Below are 24909 nucleotides of genomic sequence, written 5' to 3'. Positions count from 1 at the left end.
GGGGATTGCCGCGCGGCCTTTGCTTTTGCAAGGTGACCCGCGATGACCCATATACCCCAGATCCAGATGATGCGGCTGCCCGATGCCGACCCCGCGCTTCCCTTGCCCGCCTATCACAGCGCGGGCGCGGCGGGGGCCGATCTCTGCGCCAATTTCCCCGCCGCGCTGCGGGATGCGGGCATCACCCTGCCGCCCTTGGGCCGCGCGCTGATCTCCACCGGCCTTGCCCTTGCCATCCCCCCGGGGTGGGAGGTGCAGATCCGGCCCCGATCGGGCCTGGCGCTGAAGCACGGCATCGCCCTGCCGAACGCGCCGGGCACCATCGACAGCGATTACCGCGGCCCCCTTGGCGTCATCCTGATCAACTTGGGTGATCAGCCCTTCGCGGTGGGTCATGGCGACCGCATCGCGCAGATGGTCGTCGCCCCGGCACCGCAGGCCCGCTTTGCGCTGGTCGAGGCGCTGGATGACACGGCGCGCGGTTCGGGTGGGTTCGGTTCGACCGGGGTGCGGGGCTGATGCTGGGCCTGTGGATCATCGCGCTGTTGTTGATCTTCGGGCGGGTCACCCGGCTGCCCGGACGCATCATGTGGGGGCTGGTCGGCGGCGTCTGGCTGCTGATGCTGGCGGTGCAGTTGGCGGTCCCAGACAGCGGCGTGGCGCGCGCCTTGGGGGGCAGTGCGGCGGGCTGGCTGGTGCTGGGCGGGCTGGTGGCAATGGTCATGGCCTATCGCACCGGCCTGCGCCGCCTGCGCAGGCGCGCGACCCCCGATGATGCGCCCGTGCCGCAATCGGACATGATGTCGGATGCGGAACTGGACCGCTATGCCCGCCATCTGGTGCTGCATGAGATCGGCGGTGCGGGGCAGATGCGCCTGCGGCAGGCGCGGGTGCTGGTCATCGGGGCAGGGGGACTGGGGTCGCCCATCTGTCTCTATCTGGCGGGGGCGGGCGTCGGGCATGTCACCCTGGCCGATGACGACACGGTCAGCCTGTCGAACCTGCAACGGCAGGTGATCTTTCGCGACGATCTGCGGGGCGAGCCGAAGGCCTATGCCGCCGCCGAGGCGATGCTGCGCCTGAACCCGCATCTGGACGTCACCCCCCTGATCCGTCGCATCACCGAAGCGGATCGCGACCTGATCGCCGACCATGATCTGGTCATCGACGGCACCGACAGCTTCGCGGGCCGCGCCGCCATCAACGCCGCCTGCGTCGCGGCGGGCGTGCCCTTGCTGTCGGGGGCCATCGGCCAGTGGGAGGGGCAGGTGACCCTGTTCGATCCGGCGCGCGGCGGTCCCTGCATGGCCTGCCTGTTTCCGACCGCCCCCGCCCGTGATGCCCCCTGCGCGGAGGCGGGCGTCGTCGGCGCCCTTCCCGGCGTTATCGGCAGCATGATGGCGCTGGAGGCGATCAAGCACCTGACGGGCGCGGGGCAGGGCCTGCGCAGCCGGATGATGATCTTTGACGGGCTTTACGGCGAAAGCCGGATGATCGGCACGTCCCGCGACCCGGCCTGTCCGGTTTGCGGGCAATAGGGTCTGGCAGCCTCTGCGCGGGGCTTCTAGGGTTGCGCCAAATCAAGGAGGTCCTGATGAACCGAGAGCTTTTGCAGTGGTCCGGCCCCGAAGGGCTGCCGCGCTTCGACCTGATCCGGGATACGGATTTCGCCCCCGCCTTCGACCAGCAGCTTGCCGCCGCCGAAGCCGCCGCCGAGGCGATCGCCGCCAATCCCGAACCGCCCAGTTTCGCCAATACCGTCGCCGCGATGGAAACCGCCGATGAGGGGCTGAACCGGGTCCTGTCGATCTTCTATACCCTCGCCTCGGTCGATTCGAACGATGCGCGCCAGGCGCTGCAGCGCGATTTCGCGCCCCGGCTGGCGGAATACGGCAGCAGGATCAGCATGGACCCGCGGCTTTATGCACGGGTCAAGGCGGTGGCCGACAATGTCGCGGGCCTGTCGCCCCAGGATGCCCGCATCACGGAACTGGCGCTGCGCGACCTGACCCGCGCGGGGGCGGGGCTGGATGCCGATGCCCGCGCCCGCATGGCCCAGATCCGCAGCCGCATGGCCGTGCTGACGACGCAATTCACCCAGAACGTGCTGACGGATGAGCGCGATTTCGTCATGGCGGTTCCCGACGACCGGCTGCAGGGGCTGCCCGATTGGCTGCTGCGGTCGATGCGCGCGGCGGCCAAGGAACGTGGCATGACCGGGCAGGTGGTGACGCTGAACCGGTCGCTGATCGTCCCCTTCCTGGAAAACGCCACGGACCGCGCCCTGCGCGAGACCGCCTTCAAGGCATGGACGGCTCGTGGATCGGGTGCGGGCGCAGGCGGCGAGGCCACCGACAACCTGCCCCTGGTCGCCGAGGTTCTGGCCCTGCGCCATGAACGCGCGCAATTGCTGGGCTATGCCGACTTCGCATCCTGGAAGCTGGAAACCCAGATGGCGCGGACGCCCGACCGCGTGCAGGACCTGCTGTCGCAGGTGTGGACCGCCGCCCGCGCCCGCGCTGATGGGGACGCGACCAAGCTGACCGCGATGATGCGTGACGACGGCGTGAACGACGCGCTGCAGGCCTGGGACTGGCGGCTTTATGCGGAACGGCTGCGGCGGCGCGATCACCGGATCGACCCCGATCAGGTCGCACCCTATCTGACGCTGGACGCGATGCTGGGGGCGGTCTTCGATGTCGCGGAACGTCTGTTCGGGCTGGAATTCCAGCCGGTCGATGCGCCGTTGTGGGATGGTCATGCGCGGGCTTGGCGCGTCACGCGCGGGGGCAAGCTGATGGCGATCTTCGTGGGCGATTTCTTTGCCCGTCCCGCCAAGCGGTCGGGGGCCTGGTGTTCGTCGCTGCAGGTGCAGCACAAGCTGGGCGAGGGACAGCGCGCCATCGTGGTGAATGTCTGCAACTTTACCCCGCCTGAACAGCCCGGCGCACCGGCCTTTCTGTCTTGGGATGACGCACATACGCTGTTTCATGAATTCGGCCACGCCACGCATCATATCCTGTCGGATGTAACCTGGCCCTCGATCTCGGGGACGTCGGTGGCGCAGGATTTCGTCGAATTGCCCAGCCAGCTTTACGAACATTGGCTGGAACAGCCCGCGGTGCTGGACAAGCACGCGCGTCATCACGAGACCGGAGAGATCCTGCCCGCCGATCTGCGCGACCGGATGCTGGCGGCGGGCAAGGCGGATGCGGGCTTTTCCACCGTGGAATATCTTGAGAGCGCGCTAGTCGATCTGGCCTTCCATCGCGGCGCGCCACCTGTCGATGCGATGGCCAAGCAGGCGCAAGTACTGCAGGATCTGGGCGGGCCCGAGGCCATTCCCATGCGCCATGCCACGCCGCATTTCGCCCATGTCTTCGCGGGCGACAGCTATGCCAGCGGCTATTACAGCTATATGTGGTCCGAGGTGATGGATGCCGATGCCTTCGCGGCCTTTGAGGAAGCGGGCGACATCTTCGATCCGGCCACGGCCCGCAGGTTGGAACAGACGATCCTGTCGCGTGGCGGATCGGCCCCGGCGGATCAGCTGTGGATAGCCTTCCGCCAGCGGATGCCCGGCGTCGATGCCCTGCTGAAGGGGCGCGGGCTGGCGTGACGGCAAGGTGGCGTGCCGACCGATGGTCGGCGTGCTGCCGCCCGGGCCGGGGGCGCGCCGCTGACGCGGTGCGCGGACGGTCCTTGTCCTAGTCCCGCAGTTCCTTGGCGTCCACGCCCCAGATCGAGGTCTTGGGCACCCAGCCCCGCTGACCGCCGCCCGACACGCGGCACCAGTCGGGTTCGCATTCGTTCAGCCGCAGGATCGCGCCCAGTTCCGCACGCGCCACCATGTCGGCGTCCAGATGCGGACGCGTGCGCAGGGGCAGCATGTCTTCGGTCACCAAGGCCGTCCGGACGCCCGACAAGAGCGCATAATGCACCCAACCCCCCGCACCATCCTTATCCTCGACCCGGCGCCAATGGCCGAATTCGGCGACCACCCGCAGCGGCATGCCGGCGTGGCGGAAGACCCAGTCGATGCGATGCGACAGGCTGGGGCCGCGCCGTGCGTTGCCCTCGCTGCCCTTGAGGCTGACATAGCGGGGCAGGGGCAGGTTCGTGACCGCGCCGCGCTGAACCTGGGCATCCTGTTGGGGCAGGGCGGGGGCGCTGCTGTCCTGGGCGAAGGCCGGGCCCGCCGCCGCCATCACAATCGCAAGCGCGATGGCGCGCAAGGCGCCCCGTCCCATGTCCGTCACTGATGTCATCGCCTGTCCGTTCCTGTCTTCCTTGCGGTGCGGCCTGCCCGATGCCGGGTCGGGTCCTGCACCCTTGTGGGGTCTTGTGCCTGCCCCTCATCGCGGGCAGTTTGCCAAAAGCGATCCGCCATTGGAAGTGCGGCCCTGCCACGACCCCGAGAAAGTGAGGTGACCCATGTCCGTCAGCCCGACCCCGGCCCGCCAGAAGCTGCGCGTGGCGGTCACACGTCGCCTGCCGGAGGCCGTCGAGACGCGGATGTCGGAGCTGTTCGACGTCGTCCTGCGCGATAGCGACAGCCGTCTGTCGCGCGACGACCTGGTGTCGTTGATGCAGGGCGTCGACGTGCTGGTGCCGACCGTCACCGACCAGATCGACGCCAACATGCTGGCCCGTGCGGGCGAACGGTTGAAGCTGATCGCGAATTTCGGCGCGGGCGTCGATCATGTGGATGTGCTGTCGGCCCGCCAGCGCGGCGTTCTAGTCAGCAACACGCCCGGCGTGGTGACCGAGGATACCGCTGACATGACGCTGGCGTTGATCCTGGCCGTCACCCGTCGCATCCCCGAGGGCATGGCCGAAATGCAGTCGGGCCGCTGGCAGGGCTGGGCGCCCACCGCGCATCTGGGTGGTCGCGTCGGCGGGCGGCGCTTGGGGATCCTGGGCATGGGGCGCATCGGACAGGCCGTGGCGCGCCGTGCCAATGTCTTTGGCATGCAGGTCCATTACCACAACCGCCGCCGCCTGCGCCCCGAGATCGAGGCGGAACTGGGCGCGACCTATTGGGAAAGCCTGGACCAGATGCTGGCGCGCATGGACATCGTCAGCGTGAACGCGCCGCACACGCCATCCACCTTCCACCTGCTGAACGCGCGTCGGCTGAAGCTGATGAAGCCGAGCGCGGTCGTGGTGAACACGTCGCGGGGCGAGGTGATCGACGAAAACGCGCTGACCCGCATGCTGCGGGCCGGAGAGATCGCTGGCGCCGGTCTGGACGTCTTCGAACATGGCCACGAGATCAACCCCCGCCTGCGCGAACTGCCCAATGTGGTCCTGCTGCCCCACATGGGCAGCGCCACCGTCGAGGGTCGCGCCGAGATGGGCGAAAAGGTCATCATCAACATCAAGACATTCGCGGATGGCCACAGGCCGCCGGATCTTGTCGTGCCCTCGATGCTGTGACCTGATGCGGATGTCGTTCCGGGCCGCGGTGTCGGTCCTTTTCTTCGTCAATGGCATGACCATCGGCAGCTGGGCGCCCAAGCTGCCGACGCTGATGGCGCGGCTGGAGATTTCCGAATCCGTCGCGGGGCTGATCGTGCTGTGCCTGGGAGCGGGGTCGATGTGCATCATGCCGGTCTTTGGCGCCATGGTGGCGCGGCGCGGATCGGCGCGGGCCGTGGCGATCGCGGCATGGGTGTCGGCGCCGCTGCTGATGCTGATATCCCTTGCGCCGGATGTCTGGTCCGTGGGGGCGGCAGTCTTCCTGTTCGGCGGCTTTCTGGGCGGCATGGATGTGGCCATGAACGCCAATGCCGTCGCGGTGGAACGCAACCGCAGCCGCGCCATCATGTCGTCCTGCCACGGGTTCTGGAGCATGGGGGCCTTCGCCGGTGCGGCGGGGGGCGGCCTGCTGATCCAGTCCTTGGGTGAAATGGCCCATGGTGCCGTCATCTTCGCGATCACGGCGGCCGGGTTGTTCGTGGCCCTTCCTGCCCTGTTGCAGGACGCCCCCGCAGGCGACGCGCCGCGCGCGCCCCTTCGCCTGCCCCGGTCGCCGGTTCCCTATCTGCTGGGGCTGATGGCGCTGACCGCGATGATCCCCGAAGGGGCGATCCTTGATTGGGCGGCCGTCTATCTGCGCCAGGAAATGGGCAGTTCGCTGGCCGTGGCGGGCTGGGGCTTTGCGGGCTGCGCGGCGACCATGGCGGTGATGCGCTTTCTGGGCGACGCCATCCGTCACCGTCTGGGTGCGGTGACGACCCTGCGCGTGTCGGCGGTGATCGCAATGACGGGGCTGGCTGTCGCCGGGATGGCGGGAACGGCGGGGCTGGCCATCGCGGGTTTCGCCATGGCCGGCATTGGCATCGCCAACATGGTGCCGATCGCGTTTTCCGCCGCAGGCAACATGCCCGGTCTGGCGGCGGGGATGGGGCTGTCGGTGGTCACGATGATGGGCTATTCCGGGATCCTTCTGGCCCCCGGCCTGATCGGATGGCTGGCCGAATATGCCGGCCTGGGCCCGATCTATCTGGGGCTGGCGCTGCTGCTGCTGGTGCCGCTGGCCATGTCGCGCCTGGCCCGCAGCGCCGATTTCGAGGCAGGGCGGCCTTAGCCTTTCGGCTGCGTTCCGAAACGCGCGCGGATCTGCTAGCATGGCGTGAGCGATGAAAGTCATGCCCATGCCCCATTCGTCCCGCCTGTCCCTGATCCTGTCGTTCCCGCTGTTGCTGGCGGCGGCGCCCCTTGGGGCGCAATCGCTGGACGTGCCCTTCAGCACCTATTGTCCGCCCGACGCGCAGGCCGCATGCTTTGGCGCGGCGACCGTCATGGGCCTCGATCCCAAGGGAGACGGATTTCTGGCTGTCCGCACGGGCCCCGGTTCGCAGTATCCGATGATCGCCAGGATCCATAACGGCGACAGGGTCGGGGTCTATGGGGCCAGGGGGGATTGGACCGCGATCAGTTTTGGCCCGGATAACCGCCTTGGCTGGGCGCATCGGAACTGGCTGGGTGATTTCATCCCCTGAGGATCAGCGATAGACCTGTCCGTCGCCCGGAAAGCTGCGGTCGCGGACGGCCGCCGCATAGTCGGCGATGGCGTCTTCGGCCCGCTGGCCCAGATCGCCGAATTTCCGGACAAAACGCGGCACGCGGCCCGACAGGCCCAGCATGTCGTCCAGCACCAGGATCTGCCCGTCGCAGCGCGCCGAGGCGCCGATGCCGATGGTGGGCACGGTGATGCTGTCGGTGATCCGGTCGGCCAGGGGCTCCATCACGCCTTCGACCACGACGGCAAAGGCACCGGCATCGGCCACGTCGACGGCGTCCTGGATATGGGCGGCCCAAGTGGCTTCGTCGCGGCCTTGGGTCTTGAAGCCGCCCATGACATGGGTCGATTGCGGGGTCAGGCCGACATGGCCCATGACGGGAATGCCGCGTTCGACCAGAAAGGCGATGGTCGGGGCCATGCGGCTGCCCCCCTCCAGCTTGACGGCGCCGCAGCCGGTTTCGCCCATGATCCGGGCCGCGTTGCGAAAGGCCTGCTGGGGGCTTTCCTCATAGCTGCCGAAGGGCATGTCGATGACCACCAGCGCCCTCTGCGATCCGCGCATCACCGCCTGGCCGTGCAGGATCATCATCTCGGGGGTCACGCCGATGGTCGACGGCATCCCGTGGATCACCATGCCCAGGCTGTCGCCGACAAGGATGACATCGCAATGCGCGTCCACCATCGCGGCCATCGGCGCGGTATAGGCGGTCAGCGACACGATGGGCGTGCCGCCCTTGCGGTCGGCGATCTGGGGAACGGTGATGCGCCGGATCGGGGCCTGGGCGGACATGGGCAGCCTCCTGTCAGGGATGGGCGACGCGCTGGTCGATCAGCAGGACGTCGCCGAAGCGGACGGCCAGCAGGATGACCACCGGGTGGGTGATCGCGGTGACCGGGGACAGGTCGGCCGCGTCGCGGATGTCGATGGATTGGATATCGGCGCGCGGTTCGGATGCCAGCACGGCCCGCAGCGCGTCCTGAACCGACGCCAGGTCGTCACCGGCGGCGATCTGTGCCTGCGCGCGGTCCAGCCCGCGCGCCAGAACGCTGGCGGCAGCGCGGTCCTGCGGGGTCAGGCGGCGGTTGCGCGACGACATGGCAAGGCCGTCAGCCTCGCGCATGGTGGGGACGGGCAGGATCCGAACCGGAATGTCCAGATCCGCGACCATCTGGCGGATAAGGGTAAGCTGCTGGTAATCCTTTTCGCCAAAGGCCGCCGCCTGGGGCTGGACGATGTTGAACAGCTTGGTCACCACCGTCGCCACGCCCCGGAAATGGCCGGGACGCAACTGGCCCATCAGCATGCCGCCCAACTGTGCGACCTCGACATGGGTCTGGGCGCCGGGGCGATAGATGTCGGCGACCTGCGGCAGAAAGACCGCGTCGCAACCGGCGCCGCGCAGCAGGGCGATGTCACCATCCTCGTCGCGCGGGTATTTCGCCAGATCCTCGTTCGGGCCGAACTGGGTCGGGTTCACGAAGATCGAGGTCACCACCCGTCCGCCGCCATGGCCGTCCAGCCAGTCGCGGGCATGGGCCACCAGCGACAGGTGCCCTTCATGCAACGCGCCCATCGTCGGGACTAGCGCCACCCATCCGGCATCCTTGCGCCAGTCGCGCATGTCCTGCGTGCTGCGGCAGATTTGCATCTGTGGCTGTCCCCCCAAAGAAATCGTGACGCGCAACCTAGCTTCCGGGGCTGGGGCAAGCAAGTGCCGCACCGCGGCATCACGGAATGGCCACCCGCGGCGCGCCGTTTCTGACGCCACGTTCCGCAACAGTGCAGGGGGTGGACATCGGCGTTTCCGCAAAAGGCCCGCGCCGGGCTGTGCAGAGGGCATGACGGCCATCTGGCTGCCACCGCCTTGCCGGAACAAAAATGCCTTTGGAACGACAAAAGCCGGATCTTGCGATCCGGCTTTTTGCAATCTGGAGCGGGCGAGGCGATTCGAACGCCCGACCCTAACCTTGGCAAGGTTATGCTCTACCCCTGAGCTACGCCCGCTCCGTTCCGTCTGCGATCCGTTTGACCGGTCCGCGTTCGGTAGCGGTGATTTACGAAAAGCGGCGGCGGCCTGCAAGAGGGAGAAAGTTAGGAATCTGCCGATAACCGGGAATTTTTTTCGGGTCCGAACCAAGCCCGAAAATGACAAAAGCCGGATCTTGCGATCCGGCTTTTTGCGATTTGGAGCGGGCGAGGCGATTCGAACGCCCGACCCTAACCTTGGCAAGGTTATGCTCTACCCCTGAGCTACGCCCGCTCCGTTCCGTCTGCGATCCGTTTGACCGGTCCGCCTTCGGTAAGCGGTGATTTACGGAAAGGGACGATGGGCTGCAAGGGGAAAAAACAGGTTCGCCGCAATTTTTTCAGTTTCGCGACCCGATGCGGCCAAGATGCGTGTCGCGAAAGGCGCTGTCATGCTTCAGCCCGAACCCTAAGGCGCGATCGGCACCCACATGCACCAGCCACAAGGCCCCGCAGGCTATCAACACCGGCAATCCCGCCACCAACCCCAAAAGGGCCAGCAGCAACCCCGCTCCGTAAAGATGCGTCAGGTTATAGGTCGCTGCCCCGACGCGTGGTCCCGCCAGATAGCCCAGTGCCCCCAGATCGGGGGCCAGCAATGCCAGCGGCCAGACCCAGATGGGCCAGCCGTCCTGGGTCATCACCGCCAGGGGCAGCGCGCCCAGGACGATCAGCGCGCCCTCGATGCGCTGCCAAGTGACCGGGGTCATTCGGCTGCACGGATGCGGGCGGGGGCCAGCATGTCGACCAGATAGCGGCCGGTATGGCTGGCCTCGACCTTGGCGACGTCTTCCGGGGTCCCGGTCGCCACGATGAAGCCGCCGCCATCGCCGCCCTCGGGGCCGATGTCGATCAGCCAGTCGGCGGTCTTGATGACGTCCAGGTTGTGTTCGATCACCACCACCGTGTTGCCCTGTTCGACCAGTTCGTGCAGCACCTCCAGCAGCTTGCGCACATCCTCGAAATGCAGGCCGGTCGTGGGTTCGTCCAAGATATAGAGCGTCCGGCCCGTGGACTGGCGAGACAACTCCTTGGACAGCTTGACGCGCTGCGCCTCGCCGCCCGACAGGGTCGTGGCCTGCTGGCCGACCTTGATGTAACCCAGCCCCACCTGCATCAGCGCGTCCATCTTGCTGCGGATGGAAGGCACAGCGGCAAAGAAGGTCTGCGCATCCTCGACGGTCATGTCCAGCACGTCAGCGATGGACTTGCCCTTGAACTGCACCTCCAGCGTCTCACGGTTGTAGCGTTTGCCCTTGCAGGTCTCGCATTCGACGTAGACGTCGGGCAGGAAGTGCATCTCGATCTTGATGACGCCGTCGCCTTGGCACGCCTCGCAGCGGCCTCCCTTGACGTTGAAGCTGAAGCGGCCGGGCTTGTAGCCGCGGGCCTTTGCCTCGGGCAGGTTCGCGAACCAGTCGCGAATCGGCGTGAAGGCGCCGGTATAGGTCGCCGGGTTCGACCGCGGCGTGCGGCCGATGGGGCGCTGGTCGATGTCGATGACCTTGTCCAGATGCTCCAACCCACGGATCGTCTCGCAGGGGGCGGGGGTCTGGCGCGCGCCGTTCAGGCGCAGCGATGCGGTCTTGAACAGCGTTTCGATGGTCAGGGTGGATTTCCCGCCCCCCGACACGCCCGTCACGCAGACGAACTTGCCAAGCGGGAAATCGGCGGTGACTTTCTTCAGGTTGTTGCCGGTCGCCTTGAAGACGCTGACCTTCTTGCCGTTGCCCTTGCGACGCGTTTCGGGCACGGCGATGGATCTAGCGCCAGAGAGGTATTGCCCGGTCAGGCTGTTCGGGTCCGCCGCGACCTGATCCGGTGTGCCATGGCTGACGACCGTGCCGCCGTGAACGCCCGCGCCAGGGCCCATGTCAAAGACGTAATCTGCATGCCGGATCGCGTCCTCGTCATGTTCCACCACCAAGACCGAGTTGCCCTGATCGCGCAGGTTCATCAGCGTGGTCAGCAGGCGGTCGTTGTCGCGCTGATGCAGCCCGATCGAGGGTTCGTCCAGCACGTAGAGCACGCCGGTCAGCCCGCTGCCGATCTGGCTGGCCAGGCGGATGCGCTGGCTTTCGCCCCCCGACAGCGTGCCCGCGGCACGCGACAGGGTCAGGTAATCCAGCCCCACATTGACCAGAAAGCCCAAGCGTTCGCGGATTTCCTTCAGGATGGCGGCGGCAATCTCGTTCTTCTGCTTGGACAGATGGTTCGGGGCATCTTCGACCCAGGCCAATGCATCCTTGATCGACAGTTCGACGACCTGCCCGACATGGTCGCCAGCGATCTTGACGGCCAGCGCCTCGGGCTTCAGGCGATAGCCGCTGCAGGCGCCGCAGGGGCGGTTGTTCTGATAGCGCTCGAATTCCTCGCGGACCCATTGGCTGTCGGATTCGCGCAGGCGGCGCTCCATGTTGGGGATCACGCCTTCGAAGACGCGGGCGATCTCATAGACGCGACCGGCATCGTCGAAACGGAACTTGATCTCCTCGGCGCCCGAACCGTGCAGGAACATGTCCCGCGCGTCGCGGGGCAGGTCCTTCCAGGCGGTCTTCTTGTCGAAACCGTAATGCTTGGCCAAGGCGTTGACGGTCTGGGTCAGATAGGCCGATTTCGATTTGGCCCAGGGCGCGATGGCGCCCTTGTCGACCGACAGTGCCGCGTCGGGCACGATCAGGCGTTCGTCGAAGAACAACTCGACCCCCAGCCCGTCGCAGACCGGGCAGGCACCGAAGGGCGCGTTGAAGGAAAACAGCCGCGGTTCGATTTCGGGAATGGTGAAGCCGCTGACGGGGCAGGCGAATTTCTCGGAAAAGGTCAGGCGTTCGGGGTCGCCCTCGGTCGGTGCGGTTTCCAGATGCGCGATGCCGTCGGCCAGGTCCAGCGCGGTGCGCAGGCTATCGGCCAAGCGCGTCTCCATGCCCTCGCGCACGACGATCCGGTCCACGACCACGTCGATGTTATGGCGGAATTTCTTGTCCAGTGTCGGCGGTTCGTCCAAGTCGTGGAAATCGCCGTTGACCTTGATGCGCTGGAAACCCTGCTTGCGCAGCTCCAGGAACTCCTTGCGGTATTCGCCCTTGCGGTCGCGCACGATGGGCGCCAGCAGATAGGCGCGCGTGCCTTCGGGCAGGGCCATGATGCGGTCGACCATGTCCTGCACCTGCTGCGCCTCGATCGGCAGGCCGGTCACCGGGGAATAGGGGGTACCGGCGCGCGCGAACAGCAGACGCATATAGTCATAGATCTCGGTTACGGTGCCGACAGTCGAACGCGGGTTCTTCGACGTCGTCTTCTGTTCGATGCTGATGGCGGGGGACAGGCCGCTGATATGGTCCACGTCGGGCTTGCCCATCATGTCCAGAAACTGGCGCGCATAGGCGGACAGGCTTTCGACATAGCGTCGTTGACCTTCGGCATAGACGGTGTCGAAGGCCAGCGACGACTTGCCCGACCCCGACAGCCCGGTGATCACCACCAGCTGGTCGCGCGGGATGTCCATGTCCACACCCTTGAGGTTATGTTCGCGCGCGCCGCGCACTTCGATAAACTTCTGTTCCATGCGGTGTCCCTGATGCCCAAGCGTGTCAGATAGGAATGCACAGCCGTAAAGCAAGTTCACTTTGCGAACAATCTGAGAACATCCATCGCCCATATCAACCGACGCTGGCAATTCTTTTCCGCCTATATCAATCATGGCGCCGGATGGGGCGCGGCACTGCCGCAGTTAACGCTAACACTTGCGCTGCAGCGCAGCGCCGCTAGGATGCTGGCAAATCGACAGAGGGGGCTTTCGCATGTTCAATAAGATACTTGTCGCGAACCGCGGAGAGATCGCCATCCGCGTGATGCGCGCCGCGAACGAACTGGGGAAACGGACGGTTGCGGTCTATGCCGAGGAGGACAAGCTGGGTCTGCACCGCTTCAAGGCGGATGAGGCCTATCGCATCGGCGAGGGTCTGGGGCCGGTGGCGGCCTATCTGTCCATCCCCGAGATCATCCGCGTGGCCAAGCTGTCGGGCGCCGACGCAATCCATCCTGGATACGGCCTCTTGTCGGAAAATCCCGAATTCGTCGATGCCTGCTTCGAGGCCGGCATCACCTTCATCGGCCCGCGCGCCGACACGATGCGCGCGCTTGGCGACAAGGCCAGCGCGCGTCGCGTGGCGATCGAGGCGGGCGTGCCGGTCATTCCCGCGACCGAAGTGCTGGGCGAGGATTTCGACGCCATCAAGAAGGAAGCGGCGGATGTCGGCTATCCGCTGATGCTGAAGGCCAGCTGGGGCGGCGGCGGCAGGGGCATGCGCCCGATCAACAGCGAATCCGAGCTGGTCGAGAAGGTCCGCGAGGGCCGCCGCGAGGCCGAGGCCGCCTTTGGCAATGGCGAGGGTTATCTGGAAAAGATGATCCTGCGTGCCCGCCATGTCGAGGTTCAGCTGCTGGGCGACACGCACGGGGGTCTCTATCACCTGTTCGAACGCGACTGCACCGTGCAGCGCCGCAACCAGAAGGTCGTCGAACGCGCCCCCGCGCCCTATCTGACCGAGGGGCAGCGCGCCGAGGTCTGCGGCCTGGCGCTGAAGATCGGCCAGGCGGTCGGATACCAGAATGCCGGCACCGTCGAATTCCTGATGGATATGGACAGCCAGCAGTTCTACTTCATCGAAGTGAACCCCCGCGTCCAGGTCGAACATACCGTGACCGAAGAGGTCACCGGCATCGACATCGTCCAAAGCCAGATCAAGATCGCCGAAGGTGCGACGCTGGCCGCGGCCACAGGTCATGACAGTCAGGATCAGATCACCCTGTCGGGCCACGCCTTGCAGTGCCGCGTCACGACCGAAGACCCGCAGAACAACTTCATCCCCGATTACGGCCGCATCACCGCCTATCGGTCAGCGACCGGCATGGGCATTCGCCTGGACGGCGGCACGGCCTATTCCGGCGGGGTCATCACGCGGTACTACGATTCGCTGCTGGTCAAGGTAACGGCCTGGGCGCAGACCCCCGACCAGGCGATCAAGCGCATGGACCGCGCGCTGCGCGAGTTCCGGGTGCGGGGCGTCAGCACGAACATTGATTTCGTCATCAACCTGCTGAAGCACCCGACCTTTCTGGATGACACCTATACCACCAAGTTCATCGACACGACCGATGACCTGTTCACCTTCAAGAAGCGTCAGGACCGCGCGACCCGCATCCTGACCTATCTGGCCGATATCAGCGTGAACGGGCACCCCGAGACGACGGGCCGGGCCTTGCCGCCCGCGCAGGCGCGTCAGCCCATGGCCCCCGCGCCCGTGGCCGAACCCGCCCCCGGCACCCGCCAGATGCTGGAAAGCCAGGGCGCGCAGGCCGTGGCCGACTGGATGGCCGCGCAAAAACAGCTGCTGATCACCGACACGACGATGCGCGACGGTCACCAGTCGCTGCTGGCGACGCGGATGCGATCGATCGACATGATCCGGGTGGCGCCCAGCTATGCCGCGAACCTGCCGCAGCTGTTCAGCGTGGAATGCTGGGGTGGGGCGACCTTCGACGTGGCCTATCGCTTCCTGCAGGAATGCCCTTGGCAGCGGTTGCGCGACATCCGCGCGCAGATGCCGAACCTGATGACGCAGATGCTGCTGCGGGCCAGCAACGGGGTGGGTTACACCAACTATCCCGACAACGTGGTGCAGTTCTTTGTCAAACAGGCCGCAGAAACCGGCGTGGACGTCTTCCGCGTCTTCGACAGCCTGAACTGGGTCGAGAACATGCGCGTCGCGATGGACGCCGTGATCGACAGCGGCAAGATCTGCGAAGGCACGGTCTGCTATACCGGCAACATGCTGGACCCCGACCGGTCCAAATACGACCTGCAATACTATGTCCGCACCGCGCAGGACCTGAAGGCCGCCGGCGCCCATGTTCTGGGCCTGAAGGACATGGCGGGCCTGCTGAAGCCGGCCGCTGCGCGCGTGCTGATCAAGGCCCTGAAGGAGGAGGTCGGCCTGCCGATCCATTTCCACACCCATGACACCAGCGGCATGGGCGGGGCCACCATCCTGGCCGCGGCTGATGCGGGCGTCGATGCAGTCGATTGCGCGATGGACGCGCTGTCGGGCAATACCAGCCAGCCCACCATGGGTTCAGTGGTCGAGGCCCTGGCCCAGACCGACCGCGACACAGGCCTTGATATCGGCCATATCCGCGCCATCAGCAATTACTGGGAACGGGTGCGCGAAAGCTATGCCGCCTTTGAAAGCGGGCTGCAGGCCCCCGCATCCGAGGTCTATCTGCACGAGATGCCGGGCGGCCAGTTCACCAACCTCAAGGCGCAGGCGCGTTCGATGGGGCTGGAAGATCGCTGGCATGAGGTCGCGCAGGCCTATGCCGATGTGAACCGCATGTTCGGTGACATCGTCAAGGTCACGCCCTCCTCGAAGGTGGTGGGCGACATGGCGCTGATGATGGTGGCCCAGAACCTGACGCCCCAGCAGGTCACGGACCCGGCCGTCGACGTCAGCTTCCCCGACAGCGTCGTCGACATGATGCGCGGCAATCTGGGCCAACCTCCCGGCGGCTGGCCGCAGGCGATCCAGGCCAAGATCCTGAAGGGCGAGAAACCCTTCACCGACCGGCCCGGCGCCCATCTGGAACCCGTCGACCTGGAGGCCGAGCGCGGCAAACTGTCGGATATTCTGGACGGTAAGACCATCGATGACGAGGATCTGAACGGCTATCTGATGTATCCCAAGGTCTTCACCGATTACATGCAGCGCCATGAGACCTATGGCCCGGTCCGCACCCTGCCGACCCGCAACTTCTTCTACGGGATGGAGCCTGGGCAGGAGATCAGCGTCGAGATCGACCCCGGCAAGACGCTGGAGATCCGCCTGCTGACCCTGGGCGAGACCGACGAGAAGGGCGAGATGAAGGTCTTCTTCGAACTGAACGGCCAGCCCCGCAGCATTCGCGTCCCGAACCGCAAGGCCACCGGCACCGCCGCCGTGCGCCCCAAGGCCGATGCCGCCAATGCGGGCCATGTCGGCGCGCCCATGCCGGGCGTGGTCGCATCGGTCGGCGCGGTGGCGGGTGCCAAGGTCAGCCAGGGCGACCTGTTGCTGACGATCGAAGCGATGAAGATGGAAACCGGCCTGCATGCCGACCGCGACGGGACCATCAAGGCGGTCCATGTCACACCGGGACAGCAGATCGACGCCAAGGATCTGCTGGTCGAAATCGAGTAGAATCAATCCGGGGCAGGGGGGCTTGCGTTTCCCTGCCCCGATCGCTTAGCAGATTGCCGGCATTTGCCGCGACCCGTGATCTGAGGGTAAAAATGCAACGATTAGCCGCAGCATCGCCACGTCCGGCCCGTTGACCCCGGTGCTTGGCGGGTCTAAACCGCAGTCAGCCAACCCGTCGCGAGGTGAGCCAAGATCCCCGCGACCGACAAGGGGATCAAAGCCCGTGGAAAACCTATTGCAGGAATATCTGCCCATTCTCGTTTTTGCGGGGATGGCGTCGGCACTTGCATTGCTGCTGTTGTTGTCGGCATTCGTCATCGCCGTGCGCAATCCCGACCCCGAAAAGGTGAGCGCCTATGAATCGGGCTTCAACCCGTTCGACGATGCGCGGATGAAATTCGACGTGCGCTTCTATCTTGTGTCGATCCTGTTCATCATCTTCGACCTTGAAGTGGCATTCCTGTTCCCCTGGGCCGTGAATTTCCAGAACCTCAGCGATGTGGCATTCTGGTCGATGATGGTTTTTCTGGGGGTCCTGACCGCAGGCTTTGCCTATGAATGGAAGAAGGGGGCTCTGGAATGGGCGTGATGGCAGGGGCGAACACCGCCGGACCCGACCGCGAGGTCGCGACCGCCGCGCTGAACAGCGAACTGCAGGACAAGGGCTTCCTGCTGACCACGACCGAGGACATCATCAACTGGGCGCGCAACGGCTCGCTGCACTGGATGACCTTCGGGCTGGCCTGCTGCGCGGTCGAGATGATGCAGACCTCGATGCCGCGCTATGACCTGGAACGCTTCGGGACCGCGCCGCGCGCATCGCCGCGCCAGTCCGACCTGATGATCGTCGCGGGCACGCTGACCAACAAGATGGCGCCCGCGCTGCGCAAGGTCTATGACCAGATGCCCGAACCGCGCTATGTCATCAGCATGGGCAGTTGCGCCAATGGCGGCGGCTATTACCATTACAGCTATTCCGTGGTGCGCGGCTGCGACCGCATCGTGCCCGTGGACATCTATGTCCCCGGCTGCCCGCCGACCGCCGAGGCGCTGCTTTACGGCATCCTGCAACTTCAGCGCCGCATCCGGCGCACCGGAACGCTGGTGAGGTAACGATGGCGATCTATCCCGACATGGACGCGCTGGAACAGCTGGCCGAACACATCAAGATGCGTCGCCCCGGCGAGGTGCTGGACACATCGGTCGCCTTTGGCGAGTTGACGGTGACGGCCACGGCCAGCGGCATCCTGGACCTGATCGAATTCCTGCGCAGCGACAGCAGCTGCCGGTTCTCGACGCTGGTGGACATCACGGCCGTCGACCACCCTGAACGCCAGCAGCGTTTCGACGTGGTCTGGCATTTCCTGTCGATGTACCAAAACCACCGTATCCGCGTGAAGACGGCCATCCGAGAGGATGAGATGCTGCCGACGCTGGTCAAGATTCACCCCTCAGCCAACTGGTTCGAGCGCGAGATCTTCGACATGTTCGGCATCCTGTTCACCGGACACCCCGACATGCGTCGCATCCTGACCGATTACGGGTTTTCTGGCCATCCGCTGCGCAAGGATTTCCCGACCACCGGCTATGTCGAGGTTCGCTATGACGAAGCCGAAAAGCGTGTCATCTATGAACCTGTGAATCTGGTGCAGGAATACCGCCAGTTCGATTTCCTCTCTCCGTGGGAGGGCGCGAAATACGTCCTGCCCGGCGACGAAAAGACCAAGGGGTAAGGCCATGGACGGCGATATCCGGACCAACAGCTATGACGACGGCAGCCAGGATCTGCTGACCGGCGAACAGCGCATCCGCAACTTTAACATCAACTTCGGACCCCAGCATCCGGCCGCCCACGGCGTGTTGCGCATGGTGCTGGAGCTGGACGGCGAGGTTGTGGAACGCGCCGACCCGCATATCGGCCTGCTGCATCGCGGCACCGAGAAGCTGATGGAAAGCCGCACCTACCTGCAGAACCTGCCCTATTTCGACCGGCTGGATTACGTGTCGCCCATGAATCAGGAGCATGCATGGTGTCTGGCGATCGAGCGTCTGACGGGCACCGTGGTGCCGCGTCGTGCCAGTTTGATCCGGGTCCTGTATTCGGAAATCGGCCGCATCCTGAACCACCTGCTGGGCCTGACCACGGGTGCGCTGGACGTCGGCGCGTTGACGCCGCCTCTTTGGGGGTTCGAGGCCCGCGAAGACCTGATGATCTTTTATGAACGGGCGTGCGGCGCGCGTCTGCACGCGGCCTATTTCCGTCCCGGCGGCGTCCATCAGGACCTGCCGCCCGACCTGCTGAACGACATCGAAGCCTGGTGCGAGAAATTCCCCAAGGTTCTGGACGATCTGGACACCTTGCTGACGGAAAACCGCATCTTCAAGCAGCGTCTGGTCGATATCGGCATCGTGTCCGAACAGGATGCGCTGGACTGGGGCTTCTCGGGCGTGATGGTCCGAGGCTCGGGGATGGCGTGGGATCTGCGTCGCAGCCAACCCTACGAATGCTATGACGAATTTGACTTCAAGATCCCGGTCGGCACCAATGGCGACTGCTATGACCGCTTCCTCTGCCGGATGCAGGAGATGCGCGAATCGACCAGCATCATGAAGCAGGCGATCACCAAGCTGCGGGCCGAGCCTGCGTGCGACGTGATGGCGCGCGGCAAGCTGACCCCGCCCAAGCGCGCCGACATGAAGCGCGACATGGAAAGCCTGATCCATCACTTCAAACTGTACACCGAAGGCTTCCGCGTCCCTGCCGGCGAGGTTTATGCCGCCGTCGAGGCACCCAAGGGCGAATTCGGCGTCTACCTGGTCAGCGACGGGTCGAACAAACCCTATCGCGCCAAGCTGCGCGCGCCGGGCTTCCTTCACCTGCAATCGATGGACTGGATGTCCAAGGGCCATTTGCTGGCCGACGTCCCGGCCCTGATCGCAACCCAAGACATCGTGTTCGGAGAGGTTGACCGCTGATGCTGCGCCGCCTTCACCCCGTCCAGCCGGACAGCTTTACCTTCACGCCCGCGAACCTTGAATGGGCGCAGGCACAGATCACCAAATACCCGGAAGGTCGCCAGCAATCGGCGATCATTCCGCTGCTGTGGCGTGCGCAGGAACAGGAAGGATGGCTGTCCCGTCCGGCCATCGAATATGTCGCGGAATTTCTGGGCATGGCCTATATCCGGGCGCTGGAGGTCGCGACCTTCTACTTCATGTTCCAGCTGCAACCGGTTGGCACCGTGGCCAATATCCAGATCTGCGGCACGACGACCTGCATGATCTGCGGCGCTGAGGATCTGATCGAGGTCTGCAAGCGCAAGATCGCGCCGACCCCGCACACGCTGTCGGCCGATGGCAAGTTCAGCTGGGAAGAGGTCGAGTGCCTGGGCGCCTGCGCCAACGCGCCGATGGCCCAGATCGGCAAGGATTACTACGAGGATCTGACGCCCGCATCCCTGGAGGCCCTGATCGACCGCATGTCGGCCGGAGAGGTCCCGCAGCCCGGGTCGCAGACCGGCCGCTTCGCCTCGGAACCCGCGACCGGGCTGACCAGCTTGGAAGATGCCAAGGGTGGCCATGATCACAATGCCAGCGTCCAGCTGGCTAATGATCTGGGCGAAACGCTGAAGCGCATCGACGGAACCGAGGTGCCGGTCCTGACCAAGTGGCGCCGTGACCAGCCGAAGGCGGCCGTGGACGACCAGTCGGGCCATGACATGACCCCCGAGGACGAACCGCGTCCCGCCGATGGTCAGCCTGCCGACAAAACCGGCGTCACGGAACAGGAAGCGCAAGCCAGTTCGGCCGCACGACCGGTTTCGGATCGTGAACCGGCGGGCGTCCGGTCGCAGGAAAAACAGGCGCAGGACGACAACGACGGCAAGAAGGACTGATCGTCAGGACGGCCAAGGGGCCGGGGAACAGCAGGAAGGAAACCGCCACGATGCAAAGCTTGAGCCGCATGACCGCTTTGGGAACATTCGTTCTTGTGACAGTCGCGCTTGGGCTTGCGGGGGCGACGGGATGGCTGGGTGCCATCGTCGTCGGGCTGGTCTTTGCGGGCGTGCTGGGCGGGGTGGTGTTCCTGCTGGCCGAGGCGGGGCCAAAGGCGATGGACGGATCGGACTGGGGACAGGCCGTGCCTGCAGACCTTCCCGGCGCTGCCCCGATGGTCGAAGCGCTGTCCGATCCCGAGGTTGCCCCCGAGGTTTCCGAGGAGATGGCACCCTCGGGCGACGCCCAGATCACCAGCGACCCCGCATCCGAACGCGGGGACATGGCCGAGGGACGCAGCATCTATGGCGCAACCCAGGGAACGGCAGCACCGGACGATCTGCGCGCCATCAAGGGCGTGGGCGTCAAGATCGAGGAAGCCCTGAACGAGGCGGGCATCACCCGCTTCGAACAGATCGCGGCTTGGGACGAAGAGACGATCGACGATTTCGCCAGCAGGATCGGGCGCGGAGCCGCGCGGATCCGGGGCGATGACTGGGTCGGACAGGCCAGGGAACTGGCCAAGCAGAATGACGGGGGTGCCTGATGGCCGCGCCCGTGGACAAGGATGCCAAGCAGATGCGGCTGGTCGCGATCGTGATCGCGGTCGCGATGCTTGTCTGGCTGGCCGTTCAGGCCATCGGCCAGGAATATGAGTGGGCGGGACGGTGGGCCTATCTGGCCGATCTGGCCGCCATCGGCGCTTTTGTCTGGTCGCTGATCGTGACCTGGCGTATCTGGCGGCGCAGGAATGCCTGACGCGCGGATGAGAGGATCGAGGAACGGATGCTGAAAGACCAGGATCGCATTTTCACCAACCTCTATGGGATGGGTGACCGCAGCCTGAAGGGCGCGCAATCGCGGGGCCATTGGGACAACACGTCCGAGATCATCGGCCGTGGACGCGACAAGATCATCGAGCAGATGAAGGCATCCGGCCTTCGCGGACGGGGCGGCGCGGGCTTCCCGACGGGCCTGAAATGGTCCTTCATGCCGAAGGAATCGGATGGGCGCCCGTCCTATCTGGTGATCAACGCCGACGAATCCGAACCCGCGACCTGCAAGGACCGTGAGATCATGCGCCATGATCCGCACACCCTGATCGAGGGTGCGCTGATCGCCAGCTTCGCGATGAATGCGCATGCCTGCTATATCTATCTGCGCGGCGAATACATCCGCGAGAAGGAGGCCCTGCAGGCCGCCATCGATGAATGCTATGACGCGGGCATGCTGGGCGCGAATGCTGCCGGTTCGGGCTGGGATTTCGACGTCTATCTGCACCACGGCGCCGGCGCCTATATCTGCGGCGAGGAAACCGCCCTGCTGGAAAGCCTGGAAGGCAAGAAGGGCATGCCCCGGATGAAGCCGCCCTTCCCGGCGGGCGCGGGTCTCTATGGTTGCCCGACCACGGTGAACAACGTCGAATCCATCGCCGTCGTCCCGACGATCCTGCGTCGCGGGCCGGAATGGTTTGCGGGCTTTGGTCGTCCGAACAATGCTGGCATCAAGCTGTTCGGCCTGACGGGCCACCTGAACGCGCCCTGCGTGGTCGAGGAAGCCATGTCGATCCCCATGCGCGAGCTGATCGAAAAGCATGGCGGCGGCGTCCGCGGCGGCTGGAAGAACCTGAAGGCCGTGATCCCCGGCGGTGCGTCCTGTCCCATCCTGACGGCCGAGCAATGCGAAAACGCCATCATGGATTACGACGGCATGCGGGACCTGAAGTCCAGCTTCGGCACCGCCTGCATGATCGTGATGGATCAGGACACCGACGTCATCAAGGCCGTCTGGCGTCTGTCCAAGTTCTTCAAGCACGAAAGCTGCGGGCAGTGCACGCCCTGCCGCGAAGGCACCGGCTGGATGATGCGCGTCATGAGCCGCCTGGTTTCGGGCGAGGCCGAGGTCGAGGAAATCGACATGCTGCTGGATGTCACCAAGCAGGTCGAGGGTCACACGATCTGCGCGCTTGGCGATGCCGCCGCATGGCCGATCCAGGGCCTGATCCGCAACTTCCGCGGCGAGATCGAGGACAGGCTGAAGGCCAAAAAGACCGGGCGCATGGGGGCGATGGCGGCGGAATGATGGGATCGGGACGCCATGACGCTCACGCGCGAAACACGGGGGTTTGTCCGACCTTCCGCGGCAGCGATGATTATGTGGGGACACATCATCATCGCAAGGAGCGTTTCATGACCCGTCCCATTCTGGCCGCCATGGCCATCGCCGCATCGCTGATCGCCGGACCCGCCGCCGCGCTGGAGCCGCTGGCGCAGGAAGCCTATGTGAACGACCGCCTGGTGCAGGCACGTGTCGCCGACCTGCTGCGCCGTGGCTGCCCGACGATCGACGCGCGGTTGATCCGCGCCTTTTCCGAGGCGCGGGCGCTCAAGCGCTATGCCTTGGACAAGGGTTACAGCGACGCGCAGATCGAGGCGTTTCTGGACAGCAAGGACGACCGCAAGCGCATCTATGCTGCGGCTGACCGCTATATGGTCGAAAACGGCGTCGTGAATGGACAGCCGGATACATTTTGCCGCCTTGGGCGGGACGAAATCGCACGGCAGACGGTCGCTGGATCGCTGCTGAGTGCCAGGTAAGGAAGAAAGCATGGCCGACCTGCGGACAATCAAGATCGACGGCAACGAGATCGATGTCGATCCCAACATGACCCTCATCCAGGCCTGCGAGCAGGCCGGGATCGAGATCCCGCGCTTCTGCTATCACGAGCGGCTGTCGATCGCCGGCAACTGCCGCATGTGTCTGGTGGAAGTCGTGGGCGGTCCGCCCAAGCCCGCAGCCAGCTGCGCCATGCAGGTCAAGGATCTGCGGCCGGGGCCTGAAGGCGCCCCGTCCGAGATCCGCACCAACAGCCCGATGGTCAAGAAGGCCCGCGAGGGCGTGATGGAATTCCTGCTGATCAACCATCCGCTGGATTGCCCGATCTGCGACCAGGGCGGCGAATGCGACCTGCAGGACCAGGCCATGGCCTATGGCGTCGATTTCAGCCGTTACCGCGAACCGAAGCGCGCCTCCGAGGAGCTGAACCTGGGGCCGCTGGTCGAAACCCACATGACGCGCTGCATCAGCTGCACCCGCTGCGTGCGCTTCACCAGCGAGGTGGCGGGCATCACCCAGATGGGCCAGACCGGTCGCGGCGAGGACAGCGAGATCACCAGCTATCTGAACGAGACGCTGGCCTCCAACATGCAGGGCAACATCATCGACCTCTGCCCGGTTGGCGCGCTGGTCAGCAAGCCCTATGCCTTCACCGCCCGTCCGTGGGAGCTGACCAAGACCGAGACCATCGACGTGATGGACGCTCTTGGCAGCAACATCCGCGTCGATACCAAGGGCCGCGAAGTCATGCGCATCCTGCCGCGCAACAACGACGACGTGAACGAGGAATGGATCAGCGACAAGACCCGCTTTGTCTGGGACGGGTTGCGTCGCCAGCGTCTGGACAAGCCGTATATCCGTGAAAACGGCAAACTGCGTCCCGCCACCTGGCCCGAAGCGTTGGCGGCCACCGCACGCGTCATGACCGGCAAGAAGGTCGCGGGCCTGGTGGGGGATCTGGCCCCGGTCGAGGCGGCGTTCAGCCTAAAGACTCTGATTGAGGGTCTGGGCGGGCATGTCGAATGCCGCATCGATGGCGCGAAACTGCCTGCGGGCAACCGCTCCGGCTATGTCGGCAATGCCACGATCGCGGATCTGGACACGGCGGCCTCGATCCTGCTGGTCGGGACGAACCCGCGCGAGGAAGCGCCGGTCCTGAATTCGCGCATCCGCAAGAACTGGGTGCGTGGCGCGGATGTCACGCTGGTCGGCCAGGCGGTCGATCTGACCTTCGATTACACCCACGCCGGCACCGACCGCGCGGCCCTGTCCGAGCTTTTGGACAATGCGACCGCCGCCGAGGAGCCGGGTGTCATCATCGTGGGGCAGGGCGCCCTGCGCGAGGCCGATGGCGAGGCCGTGCTGGCCGCCGTCATGGCCTTGGCCGAGGCGACGAATGCCCGCGTCATGATTCTGCATACCGCTGCCGCCCGTGTGGGCGCGATGGATGTGGGGGCCGTGACGCAAGGCGGTCTGCCGGCGGCCATCGACGGGGCGCAGGTCATCTTCAACCTGGGCGCCGACGAGGTCGAGATCGCCGAAGGGCCGATCGTCATCTATCAGGGCAGCCATGGCGACCGCGGTGCGCATCGCGCCGACATCATCCTGCCGGCCGCCTGCTATACCGAAGAAATGGGGCTTTTCGTAAATACCGAAGGCCGCCCCCAATTGGCCATGCGCGCCAATTTCGCGCCGGGCGAGGCCAAGGAGAACTGGGCCATCCTGCGCGCGCTGTCGGCCGAACTGGGGCAGACGCTGCCTTGGGACAGCATCGCGCAGCTGCGTCGCAAGCTGATCGAGGCGGTCCCGCATCTGGGCCAGATCGGCGAGGTCGTCGAGAGCGATTGGCAGCCAGTGCCGCGCAAGGATCTGGGCCGCGCCGATTTCGTGAACCCGGTCAAGGATTTCTATCTGACGAACCCGATCGCGCGCTGTTCGCCCCTGATGGGGGAATTGTCGCGGATGGCGGCGGCGCGGCAAGCCTCCGCAGTTGCAGCGGAGTAGGG

General features: G+C 65.4%; 22 protein-coding genes and 2 tRNA genes. 17 read left to right on the top strand and 7 right to left on the bottom strand.

Translation table 11 applies throughout. From position 1 onward, the window contains the following. The first annotated feature begins 42 nt into the window (after positions 1-42). Genes dut through DKT70_RS02105 form a run of 3 tightly spaced genes read left to right on the top strand, consistent with a single transcriptional unit; the run spans position 43 to position 3619 of the window. On the top strand, positions 43-519 hold the full coding sequence (gene dut, locus DKT70_RS02115) for a dUTP diphosphatase (protein WP_111557584.1): 477 nt from the start codon (positions 43-45) through the stop codon (positions 517-519). Beyond that, positions 519-1538 carry a HesA/MoeB/ThiF family protein gene (locus tag DKT70_RS02110; protein WP_111557583.1) on the top strand — a complete coding sequence of 340 codons (1020 nt, stop codon included), beginning with the start codon at positions 519-521 and terminating at the stop codon, positions 1536-1538. The genes dut and DKT70_RS02110 overlap by 1 nt, the downstream gene beginning before the upstream one ends. A gap of 56 nt (positions 1539-1594) precedes the next feature. Further along, positions 1595-3619 carry a M3 family metallopeptidase gene (locus DKT70_RS02105; RefSeq protein WP_111557582.1) on the top strand — a complete coding sequence of 675 codons (2025 nt, stop codon included), beginning with the start codon at positions 1595-1597 and terminating at the stop codon, positions 3617-3619. A gap of 88 nt (positions 3620-3707) precedes the next feature. On the opposite strand, the gene DKT70_RS02100 is transcribed toward DKT70_RS02105, so the two are convergent. Continuing rightward, positions 3708-4268 (bottom strand): SH3 domain-containing protein, encoded by a 561-nt coding sequence (locus DKT70_RS02100; RefSeq protein ID WP_111557581.1) that lies wholly within the window; start codon positions 4266-4268, stop codon positions 3708-3710. Between the two features lie 166 nt (positions 4269-4434). On the opposite strand from DKT70_RS02100, the gene DKT70_RS02095 reads away from it, so the two are divergent. The 3 genes from DKT70_RS02095 (at position 4435) to DKT70_RS02085 (ending at position 7007) form a co-directional block, all read left to right on the top strand. Beyond that, a complete protein-coding gene (locus DKT70_RS02095; RefSeq protein WP_072295235.1) occupies positions 4435-5439 on the top strand; it encodes a 2-hydroxyacid dehydrogenase in 1005 nt (334 codons plus the stop codon). 4 nt (positions 5440-5443) lie between these two features. Further along, positions 5444-6592: an MFS transporter gene (locus tag DKT70_RS02090; protein WP_199559509.1), complete on the top strand. Its 1149-nt coding sequence runs from the start codon at positions 5444-5446 to the stop codon at positions 6590-6592. A 67-nt stretch (positions 6593-6659) separates the two neighbouring features. After that, positions 6660-7007: an SH3 domain-containing protein gene (locus DKT70_RS02085; protein WP_111557891.1), complete on the top strand. Its 348-nt coding sequence runs from the start codon at positions 6660-6662 to the stop codon at positions 7005-7007. A gap of 3 nt (positions 7008-7010) precedes the next feature. On the opposite strand, the gene panB is transcribed toward DKT70_RS02085, so the two are convergent. The 6 genes from panB to uvrA form a co-directional block, all read right to left on the bottom strand. Beyond that, on the bottom strand, positions 7011-7820 hold the full coding sequence (gene panB, locus DKT70_RS02080; protein WP_111557580.1) for a 3-methyl-2-oxobutanoate hydroxymethyltransferase: 810 nt from the start codon (positions 7818-7820) through the stop codon (positions 7011-7013). A 13-nt stretch (positions 7821-7833) separates the two neighbouring features. Then, a complete protein-coding gene (gene panC, locus DKT70_RS02075) occupies positions 7834-8679 on the bottom strand; it encodes a pantoate--beta-alanine ligase (protein ID WP_111557579.1) in 846 nt (281 codons plus the stop codon). Between the two features lie 281 nt (positions 8680-8960). Beyond that, positions 8961-9035, bottom strand: a tRNA-Gly gene (locus DKT70_RS02070). A gap of 181 nt (positions 9036-9216) precedes the next feature. Next, positions 9217-9291, bottom strand: a tRNA-Gly gene (locus DKT70_RS02065). Between the two features lie 106 nt (positions 9292-9397). After that, entirely contained in the window at positions 9398-9766 is a 369-nt protein-coding gene (locus DKT70_RS02060; protein ID WP_111557578.1) for a DUF4260 domain-containing protein, read from the bottom strand. Further along, positions 9763-12621 (bottom strand): excinuclease ABC subunit UvrA, encoded by a 2859-nt coding sequence (uvrA, locus tag DKT70_RS02055; RefSeq protein WP_111557577.1) that lies wholly within the window; start codon positions 12619-12621, stop codon positions 9763-9765. The genes DKT70_RS02060 and uvrA overlap by 4 nt, the downstream gene beginning before the upstream one ends. Positions 12622-12856: 235 nt before the next feature. On the opposite strand from uvrA, the gene DKT70_RS02050 reads away from it, so the two are divergent. The 11 genes from DKT70_RS02050 (at position 12857) to nuoG (ending at position 24907) form a co-directional block, all read left to right on the top strand. Beyond that, on the top strand, positions 12857-16291 hold the full coding sequence (locus DKT70_RS02050; protein WP_111557576.1) for a pyruvate carboxylase: 3435 nt from the start codon (positions 12857-12859) through the stop codon (positions 16289-16291). A 223-nt stretch (positions 16292-16514) separates the two neighbouring features. Continuing rightward, positions 16515-16880, top strand: a complete 366-nt coding sequence (locus DKT70_RS02045) for an NADH-quinone oxidoreductase subunit A (protein ID WP_111557575.1) — start codon at positions 16515-16517, stop codon at positions 16878-16880. Further along, a complete protein-coding gene (locus DKT70_RS02040) occupies positions 16871-17404 on the top strand; it encodes a NuoB/complex I 20 kDa subunit family protein (protein ID WP_111557574.1) in 534 nt (177 codons plus the stop codon). Before DKT70_RS02045 ends, DKT70_RS02040 begins: the two co-directional genes overlap by 10 nt. A gap of 2 nt (positions 17405-17406) precedes the next feature. Further along, positions 17407-18024, top strand: coding sequence for an NADH-quinone oxidoreductase subunit C (locus tag DKT70_RS02035; RefSeq protein WP_083553962.1), 618 nt, complete (start codon positions 17407-17409; stop codon positions 18022-18024). Between the two features lie 4 nt (positions 18025-18028). Then, entirely contained in the window at positions 18029-19267 is a 1239-nt protein-coding gene (locus tag DKT70_RS02030) for an NADH-quinone oxidoreductase subunit D (protein ID WP_111557573.1), read from the top strand. Beyond that, complete coding sequence (gene nuoE, locus DKT70_RS02025; protein ID WP_111557572.1) at positions 19267-20187, top strand: NADH-quinone oxidoreductase subunit NuoE; 921 nt, start codon at positions 19267-19269, stop codon at positions 20185-20187. The genes DKT70_RS02030 and nuoE overlap by 1 nt, the downstream gene beginning before the upstream one ends. A 95-nt stretch (positions 20188-20282) precedes the next feature. Next, positions 20283-20834, top strand: coding sequence for a hypothetical protein (locus tag DKT70_RS02020; protein WP_233490386.1), 552 nt, complete (start codon positions 20283-20285; stop codon positions 20832-20834). Continuing rightward, on the top strand, positions 20834-21046 hold the full coding sequence (locus DKT70_RS02015; RefSeq protein ID WP_111557570.1) for a DUF5337 domain-containing protein: 213 nt from the start codon (positions 20834-20836) through the stop codon (positions 21044-21046). The genes DKT70_RS02020 and DKT70_RS02015 overlap by 1 nt, the downstream gene beginning before the upstream one ends. Positions 21047-21073: 27 nt before the next feature. Beyond that, positions 21074-22369, top strand: coding sequence for an NADH-quinone oxidoreductase subunit NuoF (gene nuoF / locus DKT70_RS02010; RefSeq protein ID WP_111557569.1), 1296 nt, complete (start codon positions 21074-21076; stop codon positions 22367-22369). A gap of 107 nt (positions 22370-22476) precedes the next feature. Then, on the top strand, positions 22477-22884 hold the full coding sequence (locus DKT70_RS02005) for a DUF5333 domain-containing protein (RefSeq protein ID WP_111557890.1): 408 nt from the start codon (positions 22477-22479) through the stop codon (positions 22882-22884). Between the two features lie 10 nt (positions 22885-22894). Beyond that, on the top strand, positions 22895-24907 hold the full coding sequence (gene nuoG / locus DKT70_RS02000) for an NADH-quinone oxidoreductase subunit NuoG (RefSeq protein ID WP_111557568.1): 2013 nt from the start codon (positions 22895-22897) through the stop codon (positions 24905-24907). Positions 24908-24909 lie beyond the last annotated feature (2 nt).

Source organism: Paracoccus sediminilitoris (assembly GCF_003259195.1).
GTDB classification, from domain to species: Bacteria; Pseudomonadota; Alphaproteobacteria; order Rhodobacterales; family Rhodobacteraceae; genus Paracoccus; species Paracoccus sediminilitoris.
This window is presented reverse-complemented; position numbering and strand designations above follow the sequence as displayed.